Raw genomic sequence first — 16,598 nt, forward strand, 5'->3', positions numbered from 1 at the left:
TTCCGCCTGTATGTTACCGGTCAGTTCCTGACGTTTGTGCCATGCAAAAAAGCGTTTTCCGTTTGCTGATATTGTTACTGGTCTCCTCGGCAGTTGTTTCCTGCAAATCCGGGAAGCTGCTAACGGATGCACGCGACCTGCGGAATAAGCCGGTATCGGGCTCGCTGAAAGAGCGGTACGCCGCCGCCCTTAACGTAAAAGAACGCGAGATCGACAACGAAAAACTGTACAAATTCATCGATAAATGGATGGGCGTGCCTTATCGCGCCAACGGAATGGATAGGGATGGGGTAGATTGTTCGGGCTTTACCACTCTACTGGAAAAAGAAGTTTTCGATGTATCGGTACCACGTATAGCGAAACAGATGGCCGAGAATGTAAAGCGGAAATACGAAGAGGACCTGCAGGAAGGAGATCTTGTTTTCTTTGATTTCAGCGGACAAAAATTCAGTCACGTAGGTATTTACCTGAAAAACAATAAATTCGTACACGCCTCCACCAGTAAAGGAGTGATCATCAGCGACCTGAAGGATCCCTGGTATTACAAATATTTCTCGAGAGCTGGCAGCCCGAAAAATGATACCGCGACTTCCGGTGGACAATAACGCCTTAGATATTTCCCCCTTCTTTTATTCCCCCCGGTTATTGAGCAGCTGGAACGAATTAAATAACCACTCAGAATCGTAAATTTGCGGTATGAAACGGTTCGTTGTTACGCAGTTACTTTATTTGCTATTCGTGTGGCCGGCATTTTCACAAACAGTAAGGCCTGTTACGGCCAGCCAGTTAGAATCCCGGTTCAGGTCGGGCAAGGATACGGTGTACGTGGTCAACTTCTGGGCCACCTGGTGTGTACCTTGCGTGAAAGAATTACCCGAATTTGAAAAGTTCCGAGAAGATCACAAAGATCAGCCGCTTAAACTGCTGTTGGTAAGCATGGATTACGAGTCGAAGGTAAAATCGGCGGTAATGCCCTTTGCCAGGAGGCAAAAGTTAAAAGCCGAAATATTGATCGCTTCAAGGAAAAACGAGCAGGGGTTTATCGATGCGATAGACAAGGGGTGGAGCGGGTCTCTGCCGGGTACGCTCATCGTAAATAATGCCAAAGCGGTGCGCAAATTCTTCGAGAAGCCGCTTACCCATGAGGAACTGAACACACTGTATCAGACTTATAAATAACGGTCATGAAAAAACTAATGATTCTTGTTATAGCCGCGGCTGCCGCGCTTGCCGCAAAAATTCCCGCTGAAGGCTATAAGGCAGGCGACAGAGCCGCAGATTTCAGGTTAAAAAACGTAGACGGCAAAATGCTTTCTATGGCCGGCTATAAAACCGCGAAAGGCTTTATAGTGGTATTTACCTGTAACCATTGCCCTGTTTCCCAAGGGTACGAACAAAGGATCATTGCGCTGGATAAAAAATATGCGCAGAAAGGATACCCGGTGCTGGCGATCAGCCCGAGTGACCCGGCTTCGGTGCCTGCCGATTCCTATGAAAACATGCAAAAGGTCGCTACCGCTCATAAGTACACCTTTCCGTACCTGATCGACGAAACCCAGGCGGTTAGCAAAGCGTTTGGCGCACGGGCGACGCCACATGCATTCGTAATTCAAAAAACAGGCGCCGGTAACGTAGTCGAATACGTTGGCGCCATTGACAACAATGCTGAAGACGGCGATCCCAACCGGACCAACTACGTGGAAAAAGCGGTAGATGCCCTGCTTGAGGGCAGGAAGCCTGTTGTTAATACCACCAAAGCCTTCGGTTGCAGCATAACATACAAGAATTAATAAAAACCGATGCAAGAAAATTTCTGGAACAAATACAAACGTTTCGCCACCACCGAGATCCTGATGTATGTAAGCATGATCTTGATCATACTCCTGGGTATCCTGGTATTCAGTTAATTATTTTTTCAACAGCACCAGTTTCCGGTTATCCACATCAGCGGCAAGCTGGTAGAACTCAAAAAGCTCCTGGTATTTCCCGGCCGGGTAAGTGCCCTGGTTGATCTGCATCGTGCGGGTATACGTCAGCTGGTTGCCTTTCAGTTCCGAGGAAATGCTGAACGTACCGAACGGCTTTTCTACTTTCATATCCTGTGGATAACTTTCGGGCTGGAACCCTTCGGGCAAAGTAAAAATGAATTTGTCTACATCCAGGTAACCGCGGTTGATATATACGGGATTGACCCGGTTATTTACTTCCCGGATACCGCTGGAGATCTTGTTCACCTCGTTAACCGGGATGTACATTCGCTTATCGTTCGTTACGCCATATCCTTCGGCAGTAAATACCAGCTGCTCGGTAGCCACCGGGTTTATTTGTTTATCCTGGGTGAGCTTAAACGACTTAACTTCCAGGTTATCGATCACGTAGATATCATGCAGCTTCTTAACCTGCTCCGTGTAGGGGGAGTTAAACAGCTCCCCGCGGTTGTCATACTGAGTTCCCGCGAAACGGGTAACCATCTCGCCGCTGAGAACGCCCCGGCTATCCAGGGTAAACTTCGCCTCGCGTACCTGCGAGTTCATCGCAGCGGAGTACACAGGGGTGCGCATTACCTTACCGCCATTTTCTGTGCAGGCTACTACCAGGCGGTCGTCGGTAAAATCACTGAGAAAACCGAAAGGGATCTTTTGGTTGGTACATTCGAGCCAGGTGGTGTCGCGTTCAAAAGGCACGCAAAGGATCACGTGGTTTCCCTGGTTCATGGAAGCAAAATGCGGTGAAGCGCTCACTTTGGCATTACCAGCCTCCACTACGGTATACCAGGATTTAATGCCCGCCACCTTAAGCAGGCCGTGCATATAGTTTACCAGGCCTTTGCAATCGCCGTAGCCGGTACGGTCGACTTCGGAGGCCAGGATTGGCTGAAAGCCGCCAATGCCCACCTGCACGCTGATGTAGCGCGTCTTCTGCTGCATGTATTCGTAGATCTTCTTTGCTTTCTCTTTCGGCGAGGCGACGTTCCTGGTCATTTCCAGTACTTGTGCGGCAGTTTCCGGCGGGATGGCGCTGCGACCGGTCAGCAGCTTATCATATACCCAGCGCCCAAATTCGTCCCAATTGGTAAAAGAGCCCTTCACACCGTCATAGCTGAACTGTACCGGCGCCACCTGTACCGAAGTCATCAGCACTTCTTCATTCGGGCTGAACGGCTCGTCGCGATACGCCTTCATGTTAAAAACCTCCCATGACCAGGTGCTAAACCCATCGGCCGAAGTGCCTTTTACCAGTTTGCCGGGGAAGTTATTTTCAAGGTACCTGATCTCGAAGCCGGGTTTAGCCTTCACGGTAAATGCGGCTTTTTCTACGGATACGCCTGGTTCCGGGTTGGGGCGCCAATCGGGGAACGACAACGTTTGCTTTACCTTCACTTCATATTCATATTCAACCGTATACGGGTACGTGGTTATGGCGGGACGGTAATATTTGATCCGCGAATCCTCGTAAAGAGAGAAATCGCTGATGGCGCTCTGGTCCTTAAAATCCTTTTCACTAAAGCGGTTAATGGGGAGCCCGAACTCATTCATAATGGTACCCCGCACCGACTTTATTTGCCGGGTTTTATCATACCAAAGGTAGATCTGTGCTTCCGCATCGCCATTTTTATTGAGTACAGTTACTGATTTTTTAAGCGTATGCGTGGCATTCTCCAGGTCTTTTACTTCGATGGTAAGCTGCATGTTGCGGACCACGGCGCTTGCGCGCGACGACAACCCTGGAGGGATAGACGCTACGGTATACGTTTGCCGCCCCACGGCACCTGGTCCCGTCAGCAGCAGCAAAATTAACATCTTGAAAAATCTCATAGTTTCTTACGAAAAACGATGTCTGTTTTTTGCGTTTGTATGATCCTGTTGTACATCTCCTTCAGGTAGGAGTATTCTTCGTTACTGTAAACAGACTTATTGAACTGTGTGATCTGTGTATAAACCAGTTGGTTGCCATCGATGTTGGTCTCGCTGGTATATCGTCCGCCGCTTAGCGGCAGCGCCAGGCCAATGGGCGCCGGCTTGCTGGCAACCTCGAACCGCTCCGGGAATCTTAGCGACATCTGGATACGGTAATCAGACGGCGATCCCATGTCAACCGGGTAGGTACGTTCTTTCAGCTTAAAAGGATTCTCGCGGATGGCTTCCATGAAAAAAGGGTTAAACGAAAAAGACCCGGTGTTAAGGTCGCTAAAAGCATCGATCTGTACCTCGTATATCTCTTCAAGCGCCAGGTCCAGGCTATCGATATTGTTTATCTGGCTTTTTAACAGCTTGATCCTGGGCATCTTCTCGTCCAGGTTCTCTACATATTCTTCTACTGAATTGAACTTCTTGATCGCCCGTCGTTTGTTGTAAGCCTCATAGCCTTTGGAGTAACATTTCAGCGCACCGGTGATCTTTCCATTGTCGTTGATAGTAAGATCGAGGTTTAACGTGCGGCTCTTTTTCTCGGCGGCGGTCATATCGATCCAGTAAGAGGGTTTGTTCCGGCTGATCACACGTCCCTGGTCATTAATGCACTTGAACGGCAGCAAGCCAAAGGGCAGGAGCGGGTCGGTGGCATCCAGCATGTAGCTTTTCCCGTCAATATTTACCTGGGCTACCACGTAATCGAAGTCGCTGAGTACCGGGTAAAGTTTATTGATAAAGCCGTTCTCGCGGGTCGACAACAGCACGGCCTCTGCATCCAGCCCGGCGTACGAGAGCGCAGCAACAAGCGCGAGATTGATATCGCCGCTGCTGCCGGTATGGCTTTCATAAGCCTTCCTGATCCCGGTCATGCTGTAAATCCCGTCGAAACCGTTCCATTTATACCATTTCTGCAGGTAAGCATAAATAGCTTTCGCCTTGCTCAGCGGGGCGGTTTTACCGGCGAGAACAGGCGTAAGCTTATCCTTAAACAGATCTCCCTTCTTGATCTGGGCTCCAAAAGCGTCATGCCGCTGCAGGTCGACGTCGATCGCCTTCCAATCTTTGGTCACCTTGATCTTGGTACCTTCGTAGTTCTGGTAATCGGCCAGTTCGAAATAAATCGCCGAGCGGAAATTGTTGGGCGAGGTCATATAATCTTCTTCCACCAGCGCGGGTACGTTGGTCATGATGTAGGTCATCTTCGAGCAATCCACCTTGATACCACCGCCTGGTGTAAAACATTCTTTCTCCAGCTGGGCATCTGTTTTCGATAGCTTAAGCAATCCTCTTAACGACACATTATAGTTGAACATAGCCGGGATATGCGCCATATACTCGCTATGCACTTTGGGGATCTCCGACTGGAATACCCAGGGCTGGAAGTTAAAAATATACGGCTTGGTAATTTCGTAGCTGTACTCGATAATACAGCCCTCGGCGAGATTGGGCATTGCGAACTTAACCACGTCCCAGTGACTGTTCTTGTTTTCGCGGTAAACCTTCTTAGGGTCGAGGTTGGTGCGCTTCATCTCGCCGTTCGGGCCGGGAGAAATGGTGATACCTGAAATTTCGGAAACGGATTCAAACCGGTTGTTGTCTGATTTATAGACCGGGATCACCACATCACCCTGGTTAAACCCTTCTTTATTAAATATTTTAATCTTAACGTGGTATTTGTAGACCAACGGGGTGCCTTCGCCGCTGCTCATAAAAGTATCGCCGAATTCATGCAGTACGACGGCGTTGGCGCTGGTATCCGGTGCATACGATTTCATACCGAGCTCACTTGCCAGGAACTTGCCAAATTCGAAATCCTGGGCCATGCACACACCCGGTAGCAGGGAGAAAAAGAGGAGTAATCTTAGTTTCATATGTTCGGTCAAAGTAACAATTCATGTACACAATTACAATAGTTTTACGACCTTCGTCGTTCTCACAACGAATATGAAATTAAACCTTAAACGCCCCCTGGCCTTTTTCGACCTGGAGGCAACCGGCGTCAATGTCGCTTCCGACCGGATCGTGGAGATCTCTATACTCAAGGCCATGCCTGACGGGACGGAGCAGATCAAAACCATGCGCATAAACCCGGAGATCCCGATTCCGCTGGAGGTCTCCCTGATCCATGGGATCTACGATGAAGACATTAAGGACGCACCGACCTTTAAAGAAGCAGGAGAGGAGCTTGCCCGTTTCCTTGATGATGCTGACCTGGCAGGCTATAACTCGAACAAATTCGATATCCCGATGCTGCTGGAAGAATTCCTCCGTGCCCGCATTGATTTCGACCTCGAAAACCGCCGCTTCGTCGACGTTCAGAACATCTTTCACCAGATGGAGCAACGTACCTTGAAAGCGGCCTACCAATTTTATTGCGGTAAATCCATCGAGAACGCACATTCGGCAGAAGCGGACATCAAAGCTACATACGAGGTGTTGCTGGCCCAACTCGACAAGTATAAGGAGACCGAGTTTGAAGATAAAAAAGGCAACAAATCCTTTCCCGTACAAAACGATGTGGAAGCACTCCATAAATTCACCAACCTTAACCGCCCCGTAGACTTCGCCGCCCGGATGGTGTACAACGAAGAGGGCGATGAATTGATCAATTTTGGCAAACATAAAGGCAGGCGGGTAGAAGAGGTGTTCGACGCCGAACCCAGCTATTATGCCTGGATGAAACAGGGCGATTTCCCGCTCTATACCAAACGCTGCCTCGAAAAGATCTGGGTGCGCTGGAATGAAAAGAAAGTGGTGATCCGGAAAACCACCGAAACCGTTACGAAAATAGAACGCGAACCCGCTCAGGGGCAGCGTTCGTTCCAGAAGCCTCAAAAGCCGGCCAAACCGGAAGAAATCACGCCCGTGACGGACGATATGCTTGCCCAGTTAAAGATGAAATTCGGGAAATAAATCAGCGATTTTTACTAACTTCGCGGGTTCGCTACGGCGAATTCACGCATTTGCCTATGGGCATGACTATTTAATGAAGAACCAATCATAAAAGATGGCTGAAGAAACAGGAAACGGAGACCAACTACCTACTCACGACCGGATCATTCCAATAAACATCGAAGAAGAAATGAAATCAGCGTACATTGACTATTCAATGTCCGTGATCGTTTCGCGCGCGCTGCCCGATGTACGCGACGGCTTAAAGCCCGTACACCGCCGGGTATTGTTCGGCATGTTAGACCTTGGTGTTACCAGTAACAGACCTTATAAAAAATCTGCCCGTATCGTGGGCGACGTACTGGGTAAGTATCACCCGCATGGCGACTCGTCGGTATACGGCGCCATGGTACGTATGGCACAGGATTGGAGCCTCCGCTACCCGTTAGTAGACGGGCAGGGGAACTTCGGTTCCATTGACGGCGATAACCCGGCGGCCATGCGTTATACAGAGGCGCGTCTTAAAAAGATCGCCGAGGAGATGCTGGCCGATATCAACAAGGATACGATCGACTACCAGCTTAATTTCGACGATTCCCTCGAAGAGCCTACCGTGCTCCCCACCAAGATCCCTAACCTGCTGGTGAACGGCGCTTCGGGTATCGCAGTGGGGATGGCCACCAACATGCCGCCGCATAACCTGCGCGAAGTGGTGGACGCCACCGTAGCCTATATTGAAAATAACGATATCGATGTAGCCGGGCTGATGCAGTTTGTAAAAGCCCCCGATTTTCCTACCGGCGGTACCATTTATGGCTATTCCGGTGTGCACGAAGCTTTTGAGACGGGTCGCGGCAGGATCGTGATGCGTGCAAAAGCGGAGATCGAAACCTATAAAGGCGATCGCGAACGGATCATCGTAACGGAAATCCCGTACATGATCAACAAAGCCGACATGATCGAGCGTACCGCCGAACTGGTGAACGAGAAAAAGATCGAAGGCATTTCGGAGATCCGCGATGAATCGGACCGCGAAGGGATGCGCATCGTCTACGAGATCAAACGCGACGGAAATGCCTCTATCGTACTTAATAACCTGTTTAAGTACACAGCCTTACAGACCTCGTTCAGTGTGAATAACATCGCGCTGGTGAACGGCCGCCCGATGATGCTGAACCTCAAAGACCTGATCCGTCATTTTGTGGACCACCGGCACGAGGTAGTGATCCGCAGAACGAAATTCGAACTGGCGGAGGCCGAAAAAAGAGCCCATATCCTTGAAGGATTGCTGATCGCGCTCGATCACCTCGACGAAGTGATCCGCCTTATCAGGGCATCGGCTACGCCGGAGGACGCAAGGGCCGGGTTGATGGAACAATTCGGACTTTCAGATATCCAGGCACGTGCGATACTCGACATGACGCTTCGCCGGTTAACCGGGCTCGAGCGCGATAAGATCAAGGAAGAGTATGCAGAGCTGATGAAAACCATCGATTATTTGAAAGCTGTACTGGCCGACGAAAATCTGCGTATGAAGATCATCACTGATGAGCTGCTGGAAGTGCGCGAAAAATACGGCGACGAACGTAAAACGAACATCATCCACTCGGCGGAAGACATGCGGATGGAAGATTTTATCGTCGATGAAGATGTGGTGATCACCATTTCGCACGAAGGCTATATCAAACGCACACCGCTGGCGGAGTACCGCAAGCAGGGAAGAGGAGGAAAAGGATCGATCGGGTCGAGCTCGCGCGACGAAGATTTTATCGAACACATTATTACGGCTTCCGCGCATAATTACATGTTGTTCTTTACCGAATCCGGGCAGTGTTTCTGGCTCCGTGCATTCGAAATACCGGAAGGCTCGAGGACCAGTAAAGGGCGTGCCATCCAGAATATCATCAACATTCCTAAAGAAGAGAAGATCAAGGCCTATATCAGGGTGAAGAACCTGAAAGACCAGGATTACCTTGAAAACAACTTCATCATTATGTGTACCAAGAAAGGGGTGATCAAGAAAACGTCCCTGGAAGCGTACTCACGACCGCGTGCGAATGGCATTAACGCCATTAACATCAACGAGGGCGATCAGCTGTTGGAGGCTTGCCTCACCAGCGGTGGCGCCGAGATCGTAATGGCGCTGCGCTCAGGCCGCGCCATTCGTTTCAACGAAGCAACCGTTCGCCCGATGGGCAGAACCGCTACCGGGGTGAGAGGTATCACACTGGCAAGCGTGAAAGACGAAGTGGTGGGTATGATCAGCGTCGACAGTCCCGAGGTTACCGTCCTCGTAGTTTCGGAAAAAGGCTACGGAAAACGTACCGATATCGAAGACTACCGCGTGACAAACCGTGGCGGCAAGGGGGTAAAAACCATCAATGTTACCGAGAAAACCGGTCAGCTGGTGGCGATCAAAGATGTGACGGATAAAGAGGACCTGATGATCATCAACCGCTCGGGTATCGTGATCCGCATCGGTGTAGCCGACCTGCGCATTATGGGCCGTGCCACACAAGGGGTAAGGCTGATCACGTTTAAAGGTGACGACGAGATCGCCTCTATCGCAAAAGTAGATAGGGAGGAAGAAATAGTGGATGCCGAAATAACAGAGATCGCCGGAACTGATGAGGCGGAAACGGCACCGGAAGAGGACAATTCAACAGAAGAAAATAATACAACAGGAGAAGGATCGTTACCAGAAGAATAACGATTTGACGATACATGGTTAAAAAGGCAATTTTAACGGTTGGATTTATTGGCTGCTTTTTTATGGTGCAGGCGCAAACGGTCATCAAAGAAGCGGCTAATAACCTGGCGTTGTACTCCACGTCGAAAGATTTCGCTTTGCTGGAAAAAGCAAAAAAATCCATAGACGATGTGTACAAAACCAGGAAAGATTCGGTTTCTTACCGCCATAACCTGCTTCGCAGCATGATCTACGCCAACCTGGCGAATGCGGATGCGAAGAGAAAGCTCGCTTACAAGAAAGATCCGGCCGACGAGGCGTTGTTCTCGCTCCGGAAACTGACCAATGTAAAGCAGAACGACGAGCATTCCGCCGAGATCATATTTATCAGGAAACAGCTGGCCAATTATTTCCTGGTAAGGGCCAACGGACAGCTAAGTGCGCTTAATTATTCGAATGCGCTTTACGCGTACCGGATGGTAGATTCGCTTACCTCCGGCGATATCAAGGTGAAACATAACCTGGCTTTGCTGAGCGAACGTCTCGGGCAGGCGGTTAAAGCGGAAAGCTATTACAAGCAACTTATTGAAGACAAAGAACATGCACTGCCGGATTACTTTATGGCGCTTTCCAACCTGTACGACAACCGGGGAGACTTCAACAAGTCGATGGAGGTGCTTCAAAAGGGCAGGGAGCTATTCCCCGGCAACCGGGATATGCTGTTTAAAATGATTAACCGGTACGCAGATAACGGGCAGTACAACGCCGTAACCACCCTTATCGGCGATGCCCTAAATTTGGATCCTGAAAATCAAAATTTAAATTATCTTGCAGGGTTTTCTTACGAATACAGCGGAAACCGGTCGCTTGCCGAAGGGTACTACAAAAAAGTGATCGACCTCGATGCCAATAATTACGACGCGAATTATTCGTTAGGATTACTTTATCTAAATTTATACGCAAAGAACAACAAAGAAGAAACGTTACAGGACGCGGGAAAATACCTGGCACGGGCGCGTGAGATTAGCCCGAACCAGGTGAACCTGCTAAAATCGCTGATCGTGTATTATGGCATCACCAACGATACCGGCGAAGCGGAAAAAGTAAAAAATGTTTTAAACCAGATTATATTAAATTAACGGATTATGAAAAATAGCGGTTTTATTTTAGGGTTGGCCCTTTTGATCTCCGGCGCAACGACCTATGCCCAAAAATCAGAACTAACGAACGCAAAGAAGGGTTACGAAGAGTACCAGTCGTTAAGGAGCAGCGCTGCCGCGTTGAGTACAGCCTCCTTAAAGAAAGCACAGGTGGCGATCGACAAAGCCACAATACACGAAAAAACTTTGGCCGATCCGGAAGTTTGGAGCTACCGCGCGAACATTTATGCCGGTCTCGCTTCGCTTGATACCATTAATGCGAAGATCGATCCGATGATCGCGGAATCCGCAAAAGCCATTAAAAAGGCGACAGAGCTCGATACGAAAGGCGAGCAAAAAGCAAATATCGCGATCGCAACAGAAACATTGGCTTCAATTGCCCTTAACAAAGGGGTGAGGGCATACAAAAGCGCCAAGTACGGCGATGCTTTCAAGGCCTTCGAAGAATCTGCGGCGTTTTCAGGCGCAGGCAAAGATACTACCGCCTTATATTACTCAGCCATTTCCGCACAGAACGCAAAAGATTACCAGGGAGCGATCAAGCAGTATACCGCGTTATTAAGCTCAAATTACTCGATGCTGGAAGATGTATATTCGAACCTTTCTATCCTTTATGCCTCTCCGACAGTGAAAGACACCGCTGCTGCGATCCGGATCGCCGGGGAAGGAGTGAAACGCTTTCCTAAGAATTCTGTGTTAGCCACCCGCGAGATCGAGTTCAGCCTCATGACAGGTAAGGAGAAAGAGATCATCGGTAAGATAGATGCCCAGGCTGCAAAAGAGCCCACCAACAAGCTATTACCTTACTACCTTGGAATCGCCTATAATTCACTAAAAGACTATAAAAAAGCGGAAGACGCGTATAAAAGAGCGATCGCTATTGACCCTTCTTTTGATAACGCGAACATCAACCTCGGCGGATTGATCATGAACTCCGGCATCGAGATCTATAACGCCACCAACAAGCTTCCTGCCAGCAAAACGGCAGAATACAAGGCTGGTATGGCTAAGGCAAATGCCGAATTCGACCGCGCGTTGCCTTACCTGGAAAAATCAACACAGCTAAACCCTAAATCGGAACTGGCCTGGAGAAACCTGAGAACTTACTATATGATTAAGAACAACCAGGCAAAGGTTGATGAAGTACAGAAAAAACTGGATGAGTTGTAGCTTATACAGCAACCGGCATTTTTAAAGTTAAAGGTTAAAGTTTGAGTGAAAGGTTGGGCGTTTAATAAAGCGTCCAACCTTTCACGTTTAACCCCGAAACTTTATGGAGGCAACCGAAATTATCAAGCTCCTTTACCCAGGCTCTGCATGAGCTGTTCGTACAGGTCGTCGCCGACATCCTTTTTAGGTTTCAGCTTTTTGATAGTGGGTCGTTTTCCTTTTGCTTTTGCCTTGATGATCTTCAAAAGTTCGGCGTGGTAGGTATCTTTGAACTTGTTGATATCGAACCTGGAAGAATATTGATTGATCAGCGCAAGCCCCATATCCAGTTCTTTTTTACCGATCGTGGTCAAATCGGGAGTAGAGATCTCCTCCACGGGGCGGATCTCCTCCGCGAAGCGGATCTTGGTCACCACGATCACATTTTCTACCGGGTGGATGATACAAAGGTTCTCGGTGCTGCGCAGCACAAAACGCGCAAGTCCCGCTTTTTTTGATTTTTGGAGCGCTTTAAGCAGTAGGGCGTAGGCTTTACGGCCTTGCGTTTCGGGTTCAGAATAATAGGAAGTTTCGTAATAGATCGGGTTCACTTCGTCAAGCTCCACGAAATTTTCAAGCTCTATGATCTTGGTTTTCTCAGGACTGGCATCTTCAAAATCCTGCTCCTCCAATATTACATACGCTTCGCCTACGGCATACCCTTTTACGATTTTTTCGTAAGGAACTTCCTTCCGGGTTTTTTCATTGATGCGCTGGTACCGGATCCGCTCGTGATCGCGGCTGTCGAGCATATCCAGCCCGAGAGAACTTTCCTGTACGGCAGAATATAGCTTAATGGGAATGTTAACCAAACCAAACCCGATCGAACCTTTCCAGATTGCTCTCATAATAAGATAATTTATATACCAGGACTGGTCTTAAAAAGACCAAAATATAACTTGTCGATTTCCAGGAAGGCCTGGTGGATATCGATGCGCTGATTCATTAGTATAGGTTTCAGCGGCGTTTCAAGTATAGAACCCTGGAGGGCGTCATCGTAAGCGTCCAATGCGGCTAAATCGCCGTTTTTGCACGTTTCAAGGATCGCCTGGTCGTCGTTGTCTGTAAACGCCGTTTTAATATTCATCCAACTGCGGTGTATGGCGCCCAACGCACCGCCGCCGATATTATCGGGATCACCGCCATATGTCGTTACAAAAGGCCTCAGCTGGTCGGCAAGCTCTTCACGCTGCGCGGCGAATCTCATGAAAATGGTCCGTAGATCCGGGTTCTCCGTTTGCTGTGCGGCATTTCGGTAACCGATCTTACCATCGTTCAATAATGATAACAGTTGCTCCAACTTCTGACCGTGGTTTTCAGTATAAGTTTCCATACGCTTTTTGAGATGAGGTTTATGCGTTGATAACAGCAGCCCGGACGAATAGTTTTCGACCCGGGAAAGCAGGATGGAAGCGAAAATTTCTATTTAACATAATATTAATTATACAATAAAATAGCCATGATGATTTTTTATGCAAAAACTTTGTTTCGTATGCTAAACTTGTGATCCTTCAACGTTATTTTGCAGCCGTTATACCATTCATTAATATCCTCTATGAACCACATTCAATACCAAGCAAACGATGTCGTGGTATCATCCGATAAGTCGTTACTTCAATTCGGGGTGATCCATCGATACTTGTCTGAAGAAGCGTACTGGAGCAAAAAGATCCCCGGGCATACCGTACGGACTGCCATTGAAAATTCCTTCTGCATCGGTATTTATGTGGCAGGAAACCAGGTCGGATTTTGCCGTATCATCTCAGATTACGCGACTTTTGGCTACCTGGCAGATGTATTCGTGCTCGACGGGCACCGCGGGAAAGGATTGTCGAAATTAATGATGAAGCTGATCATGGAGTTGCCCTGGATCCGTGAACTGCGCCGGTTCACCCTGGCGACGGTTGATGCACATGGCTTATATGGACAGTTCGGCTTTGTTTCGCCGAAATTCCCGGATCGGCTGATGGAGATCACCAAACCAAAAATGTACGAATCTTTGCAGTCGAACTCCTGAACACCCGTTAACGCGCTATCCACGCCGCGGGATTTTGCGGTGTCATTCCCTTGCGAACTTCGAAATGAAGCTGTGTACTGCCATCGAACGGGTCCGTTAAGATGGTGCCGACCGACTGTTTGGTGCTTACTTTTTGTCCCCGCGAAACGCTTACCGAACGCAGGTTAGAATATACCGTAAAATACTCGCCATGCCTGATCAGTACCGCATAAAAACCTCCCATGTTTTGTACGGTGCTCACTTCACCCTCAAATACCGCCCTGGCTTCAGCTCCGCTGGAAGTGCTGATGTCTATTCCATAGTTCTCGGTGATTACGTTCACGCCGTCTTTGTTCTTGCCGAAACCACGGCTTATCCTTCCGGACGATACCGGGGATGGCAGCTGCCCCCGGTTACCGGCAAATTCTGCGGATAACTTGGCAGCGCCCGGGTTACTGATCAGCACATCCGATCCTTTCGATACTACAGCCGGTTTTGGCGCCACCGGTTTGGGTGCCGGCAGCGCCTCGGGGTTGGCTTTTCTTTTGGCGGCGGCTTCCGCAGCCTCCTTTGCGGCTTTTACTCTCGCAGCTTCCGCAGCACGCGCGATCTCCCGCTCCTCCCGCTCACGGGCGAGCTGTATCTCCCGGGCGATAGCGGCCTGCATGGCCTTATTTACTTTGATGGCCTCCTGCTGTTTGGCAGATAACTGCTGACGGAGCTTTTTCTCTTTCTCCGTAAGTTTTCCAAGCTCCTCGTTTTGCTTGTTTTTCTGTTTCCCCAGTGTTTGCTTCTCCTCTTCCTCGTCGACCAGCAGCGAGCTTTTCTCTTTCTTGTCGTTATCCAGTTCCTTGATCTTTACTTTCAGTTCCCCCTGCGTATGCTGGATCTCCCCGGCCTGCCTGATCCGGTATTCGCTGAACTGGCTCAGGTATTTGAGCCTTTTATAGGCTTGGTTGAAGTCTTTGGACGCAAAAACAAACATGATCTTGCTGTACGAGCTCCTGTTCCGGAAAGCAAACAGGATCATAGCGGCGTACTGTTTCTTAAGCTTGTTCAGCTGCGTCTGCAGGTTTCTAACGGTTTGCGTATTGCCGCTGATCTGGTTATCGAGCAGCCGGATCTCCGAATTAATGGTATTGATCTTATCCTCGCGGAGACGGATCTGTGCCGTTAGGGCATTGATCTGTTTAAGCGAAAGTTTTTTACTCCCGGCAGTCTGGTTCAGGCTTTTATTCAGCGCAGCGATCTCTTTGGTGATCTCAGTTTTACGCCTCTTAAGTTCCGCACTGCTTCGGGGCTCAGATTTCGGCTGCGCGGCTACCGTAGTAAAAAAAAGGCAAACGATAAGCGTAGATAGCAGTCGGTAGAGCTTCATTGCCGCAAAGCTAAGAATTGAGCAGGAAAAACTAAGCCTCTACCTGCTCTTTCTTATTTTTAAACGCTTCACGCGGCTTGAGGCCCAATAGTTCGAACATCTGCATATCCTCGCTGAAAGCGGGGTTCGGGGTGGTGAGCAGTTTATCTCCGGCGAAAATAGAATTCGCACCTGCCATGAAACAAAGCGCCTGGTCGGTCATGCTCATTTCGGTGCGCCCGGCAGATAACCGCACCACCGTTTTCGGCATAATGATCCGGGCCGTTGCAATCATCCGCACCATATCCCATACGGGCACCTTTGGCTGATCGGCCATTGGCGTTCCTTTTACCGGGACCAGTGCGTTGATGGGTACCGATTCCGGGTGCGCGGTCATATTCGCGAGCGTTTTAAGCATAGAGATCCGGTCTTCTACCGTCTCCCCCAGCCCGATAATCCCGCCGCTGCAAACCGAAATCCTGGCTTTTCGTACGTTTTCAATGGTCTGAAGACGATCATCGAACGTACGTGTGGTAATAATGCGTTTATAGTCTTCTTCAGAAGTATCCAGGTTATGGTTATAAGCGTACAGGCCCGCATCGGCCAGCCTTTCGGCCTGCGATTCGGTTAACATGCCAAGCGTGCAGCAAACTTCCATACCCATACCGTTTACGGCCTTTACCATACCGAGCACCCTGTCGAAATCGCGGTTGTCGCGCACTTCCCGCCAGGCCGCGCCCATACAGAGACGGGACGCACCTTTATCCCTCGCGTTAGCGGCTGCCGCGGTCACCTGGTCCAGCGACATCAATGCGTGAACGGCTACATCGGTATGGTAACGCGCGGCCTGCGGACAATAAGCGCAGTCCTCCGGGCAGCCGCCGGTTTTGATCGAAAGGAGACTGCTGATCTGTACTTCTGCATAATCCTCATTTTCCCGGTGCACGGAAGCTGCCCGGTAGATCAGGTCCAGCAACGGACTGTGATATATTTCTTCGATCTCTTCTTTTGTCCAGTTATGTCTTATTTCGTTCATGATATTCTGTAGCGGTGCCAATATGAGGAAAAAAATCGTCGTTACAAAAAAGGGCCGAATACAAGTATTCGACCCTACATCTACCTATGAAAAACATGCCCTTGGAAGGGCGTTACAAATATAACTATAAAATGACATTACCAACAATAAACGGAAAAATTGTTTAAACTCGTAATTTCACCTTAAGATATTATTTATCAATTAGTTAATTCCAAATTAGGTCACCGGGCCGCCTGTTTGGAATGAATATGGTACCTATGTACCGTTATTATAAAATAACTAAAACCGTTGCTACCTTTGTTTGTTCTTACCATACATCGATAAGGTACCAGTCTTACATTCACCTAC

14 protein-coding genes are annotated in these 16,598 nt (G+C 49.0%); 8 read left to right on the forward strand and 6 right to left on the reverse strand.

The genetic code is table 11. The annotated features are described in order from the left end of the window. Nucleotides 1-41 precede the first annotated feature (41 nt). The 3 genes from GS398_RS08375 to GS398_RS08385 all read left to right on the forward strand — a co-directional run bounded on the left by GS398_RS08375 (nucleotide 42) and on the right by GS398_RS08385 (nucleotide 1,790). Entirely contained in the window at nucleotides 42-605 is a 564-nt protein-coding gene (locus tag GS398_RS08375) for a C40 family peptidase (protein ID WP_237488140.1), read from the forward strand. 91 nt (nucleotides 606-696) lie between these two features. Further along, nucleotides 697-1,179 carry a TlpA disulfide reductase family protein gene (locus GS398_RS08380; RefSeq protein WP_160906318.1) on the forward strand — a complete coding sequence of 161 codons (483 nt, stop codon included), beginning with the start codon at nucleotides 697-699 and terminating at the stop codon, nucleotides 1,177-1,179. 5 nt (nucleotides 1,180-1,184) lie between these two features. After that, entirely contained in the window at nucleotides 1,185-1,790 is a 606-nt protein-coding gene (locus GS398_RS08385) for a thioredoxin family protein (RefSeq protein WP_160906319.1), read from the forward strand. Between the two features lie 117 nt (nucleotides 1,791-1,907). Here the strand turns inward: GS398_RS08385 and GS398_RS08390 are convergent, their stop codons facing one another. After that, nucleotides 1,908-3,815: a DUF3858 domain-containing protein gene (locus GS398_RS08390; protein WP_160906320.1), complete on the reverse strand. Its 1,908-nt coding sequence runs from the start codon at nucleotides 3,813-3,815 to the stop codon at nucleotides 1,908-1,910. Beyond that, nucleotides 3,812-5,782 (reverse strand): DUF3858 domain-containing protein, encoded by a 1,971-nt coding sequence (locus GS398_RS08395; RefSeq protein WP_160906321.1) that lies wholly within the window; start codon nucleotides 5,780-5,782, stop codon nucleotides 3,812-3,814. Before GS398_RS08395 ends, GS398_RS08390 begins: the two co-directional genes overlap by 4 nt. A 73-nt stretch (nucleotides 5,783-5,855) precedes the next feature. On the opposite strand from GS398_RS08395, the gene GS398_RS08400 reads away from it, so the two are divergent. From GS398_RS08400 to GS398_RS08415, 4 genes are all read left to right on the forward strand, one after another. Continuing rightward, entirely contained in the window at nucleotides 5,856-6,824 is a 969-nt protein-coding gene (locus tag GS398_RS08400; RefSeq protein ID WP_160906322.1) for a 3'-5' exonuclease, read from the forward strand. A gap of 94 nt (nucleotides 6,825-6,918) precedes the next feature. Continuing rightward, complete coding sequence (gyrA, locus tag GS398_RS08405; protein ID WP_160906323.1) at nucleotides 6,919-9,513, forward strand: DNA gyrase subunit A; 2,595 nt, start codon at nucleotides 6,919-6,921, stop codon at nucleotides 9,511-9,513. A gap of 14 nt (nucleotides 9,514-9,527) precedes the next feature. Next, nucleotides 9,528-10,631 (forward strand): tetratricopeptide repeat protein, encoded by a 1,104-nt coding sequence (locus tag GS398_RS08410; protein WP_160906324.1) that lies wholly within the window; start codon nucleotides 9,528-9,530, stop codon nucleotides 10,629-10,631. 6 nt (nucleotides 10,632-10,637) lie between these two features. Further along, nucleotides 10,638-11,822 carry a tetratricopeptide repeat protein gene (locus GS398_RS08415; protein WP_160906325.1) on the forward strand — a complete coding sequence of 395 codons (1,185 nt, stop codon included), beginning with the start codon at nucleotides 10,638-10,640 and terminating at the stop codon, nucleotides 11,820-11,822. 122 nt (nucleotides 11,823-11,944) lie between these two features. On the opposite strand, the gene ku is transcribed toward GS398_RS08415, so the two are convergent. Both ku and GS398_RS08425 read right to left on the reverse strand, forming a co-directional pair. Further along, entirely contained in the window at nucleotides 11,945-12,709 is a 765-nt protein-coding gene (gene ku / locus GS398_RS08420; protein WP_160906326.1) for a non-homologous end joining protein Ku, read from the reverse strand. A gap of 11 nt (nucleotides 12,710-12,720) precedes the next feature. Beyond that, the gene (locus GS398_RS08425) at nucleotides 12,721-13,194 is read right to left on the reverse strand and encodes a ferritin-like domain-containing protein (RefSeq protein WP_160906327.1); all 474 of its coding nucleotides are present in this window, start codon (nucleotides 13,192-13,194) and stop codon (nucleotides 12,721-12,723) included. Nucleotides 13,195-13,416: 222 nt separating this feature from the next. Between GS398_RS08425 and GS398_RS08430 the strand changes: the two genes are divergently transcribed. Then, nucleotides 13,417-13,878 carry a GNAT family N-acetyltransferase gene (locus GS398_RS08430; RefSeq protein WP_160906328.1) on the forward strand — a complete coding sequence of 154 codons (462 nt, stop codon included), beginning with the start codon at nucleotides 13,417-13,419 and terminating at the stop codon, nucleotides 13,876-13,878. 7 nt (nucleotides 13,879-13,885) lie between these two features. Here GS398_RS08430 and GS398_RS08435 read toward each other — a convergent pair whose 3' ends face one another. Both GS398_RS08435 and bioB read right to left on the reverse strand, forming a co-directional pair. Further along, nucleotides 13,886-15,235, reverse strand: a complete 1,350-nt coding sequence (locus GS398_RS08435; protein ID WP_160906329.1) for a murein hydrolase activator EnvC family protein — start codon at nucleotides 15,233-15,235, stop codon at nucleotides 13,886-13,888. 31 nt (nucleotides 15,236-15,266) lie between these two features. Beyond that, entirely contained in the window at nucleotides 15,267-16,250 is a 984-nt protein-coding gene (gene bioB / locus GS398_RS08440; protein WP_160906330.1) for a biotin synthase BioB, read from the reverse strand. Between the last annotated feature and the right edge of the window lie 348 nt (nucleotides 16,251-16,598).

The organism is Hufsiella ginkgonis (genome assembly GCF_009834915.1).
GTDB classification, from domain to species: domain Bacteria; phylum Bacteroidota; class Bacteroidia; order Sphingobacteriales; family Sphingobacteriaceae; genus Hufsiella; species Hufsiella ginkgonis.

Coding starts and splice junctions, on each gene's coding strand:
- GS398_RS08425 (WP_160906327.1), bottom strand. CDS start 13,194: ATGGAAACTTATACTGAAAACCACGGTCAGAAGTTGGAGCAACTGTTA.
- GS398_RS08415 (WP_160906325.1), top strand. CDS start 10,638: ATGAAAAATAGCGGTTTTATTTTAGGGTTGGCCCTTTTGATCTCCGGC.
- ku (WP_160906326.1), bottom strand. CDS start 12,709: ATGAGAGCAATCTGGAAAGGTTCGATCGGGTTTGGTTTGGTTAACATT.
- GS398_RS08435 (WP_160906329.1), bottom strand. CDS start 15,235: ATGAAGCTCTACCGACTGCTATCTACGCTTATCGTTTGCCTTTTTTTT.
- GS398_RS08410 (WP_160906324.1), top strand. CDS start 9,528: ATGGTTAAAAAGGCAATTTTAACGGTTGGATTTATTGGCTGCTTTTTT.
- GS398_RS08380 (WP_160906318.1), top strand. CDS start 697: ATGAAACGGTTCGTTGTTACGCAGTTACTTTATTTGCTATTCGTGTGG.
- GS398_RS08395 (WP_160906321.1), bottom strand. CDS start 5,782: ATGAAACTAAGATTACTCCTCTTTTTCTCCCTGCTACCGGGTGTGTGC.
- gyrA (WP_160906323.1), top strand. CDS start 6,919: ATGGCTGAAGAAACAGGAAACGGAGACCAACTACCTACTCACGACCGG.
- GS398_RS08430 (WP_160906328.1), top strand. CDS start 13,417: ATGAACCACATTCAATACCAAGCAAACGATGTCGTGGTATCATCCGAT.
- GS398_RS08400 (WP_160906322.1), top strand. CDS start 5,856: ATGAAATTAAACCTTAAACGCCCCCTGGCCTTTTTCGACCTGGAGGCA.
- GS398_RS08390 (WP_160906320.1), bottom strand. CDS start 3,815: ATGAGATTTTTCAAGATGTTAATTTTGCTGCTGCTGACGGGACCAGGT.
- bioB (WP_160906330.1), bottom strand. CDS start 16,250: ATGAACGAAATAAGACATAACTGGACAAAAGAAGAGATCGAAGAAATA.
- GS398_RS08385 (WP_160906319.1), top strand. CDS start 1,185: ATGAAAAAACTAATGATTCTTGTTATAGCCGCGGCTGCCGCGCTTGCC.
- GS398_RS08375 (WP_237488140.1), top strand. CDS start 42: ATGCAAAAAAGCGTTTTCCGTTTGCTGATATTGTTACTGGTCTCCTCG.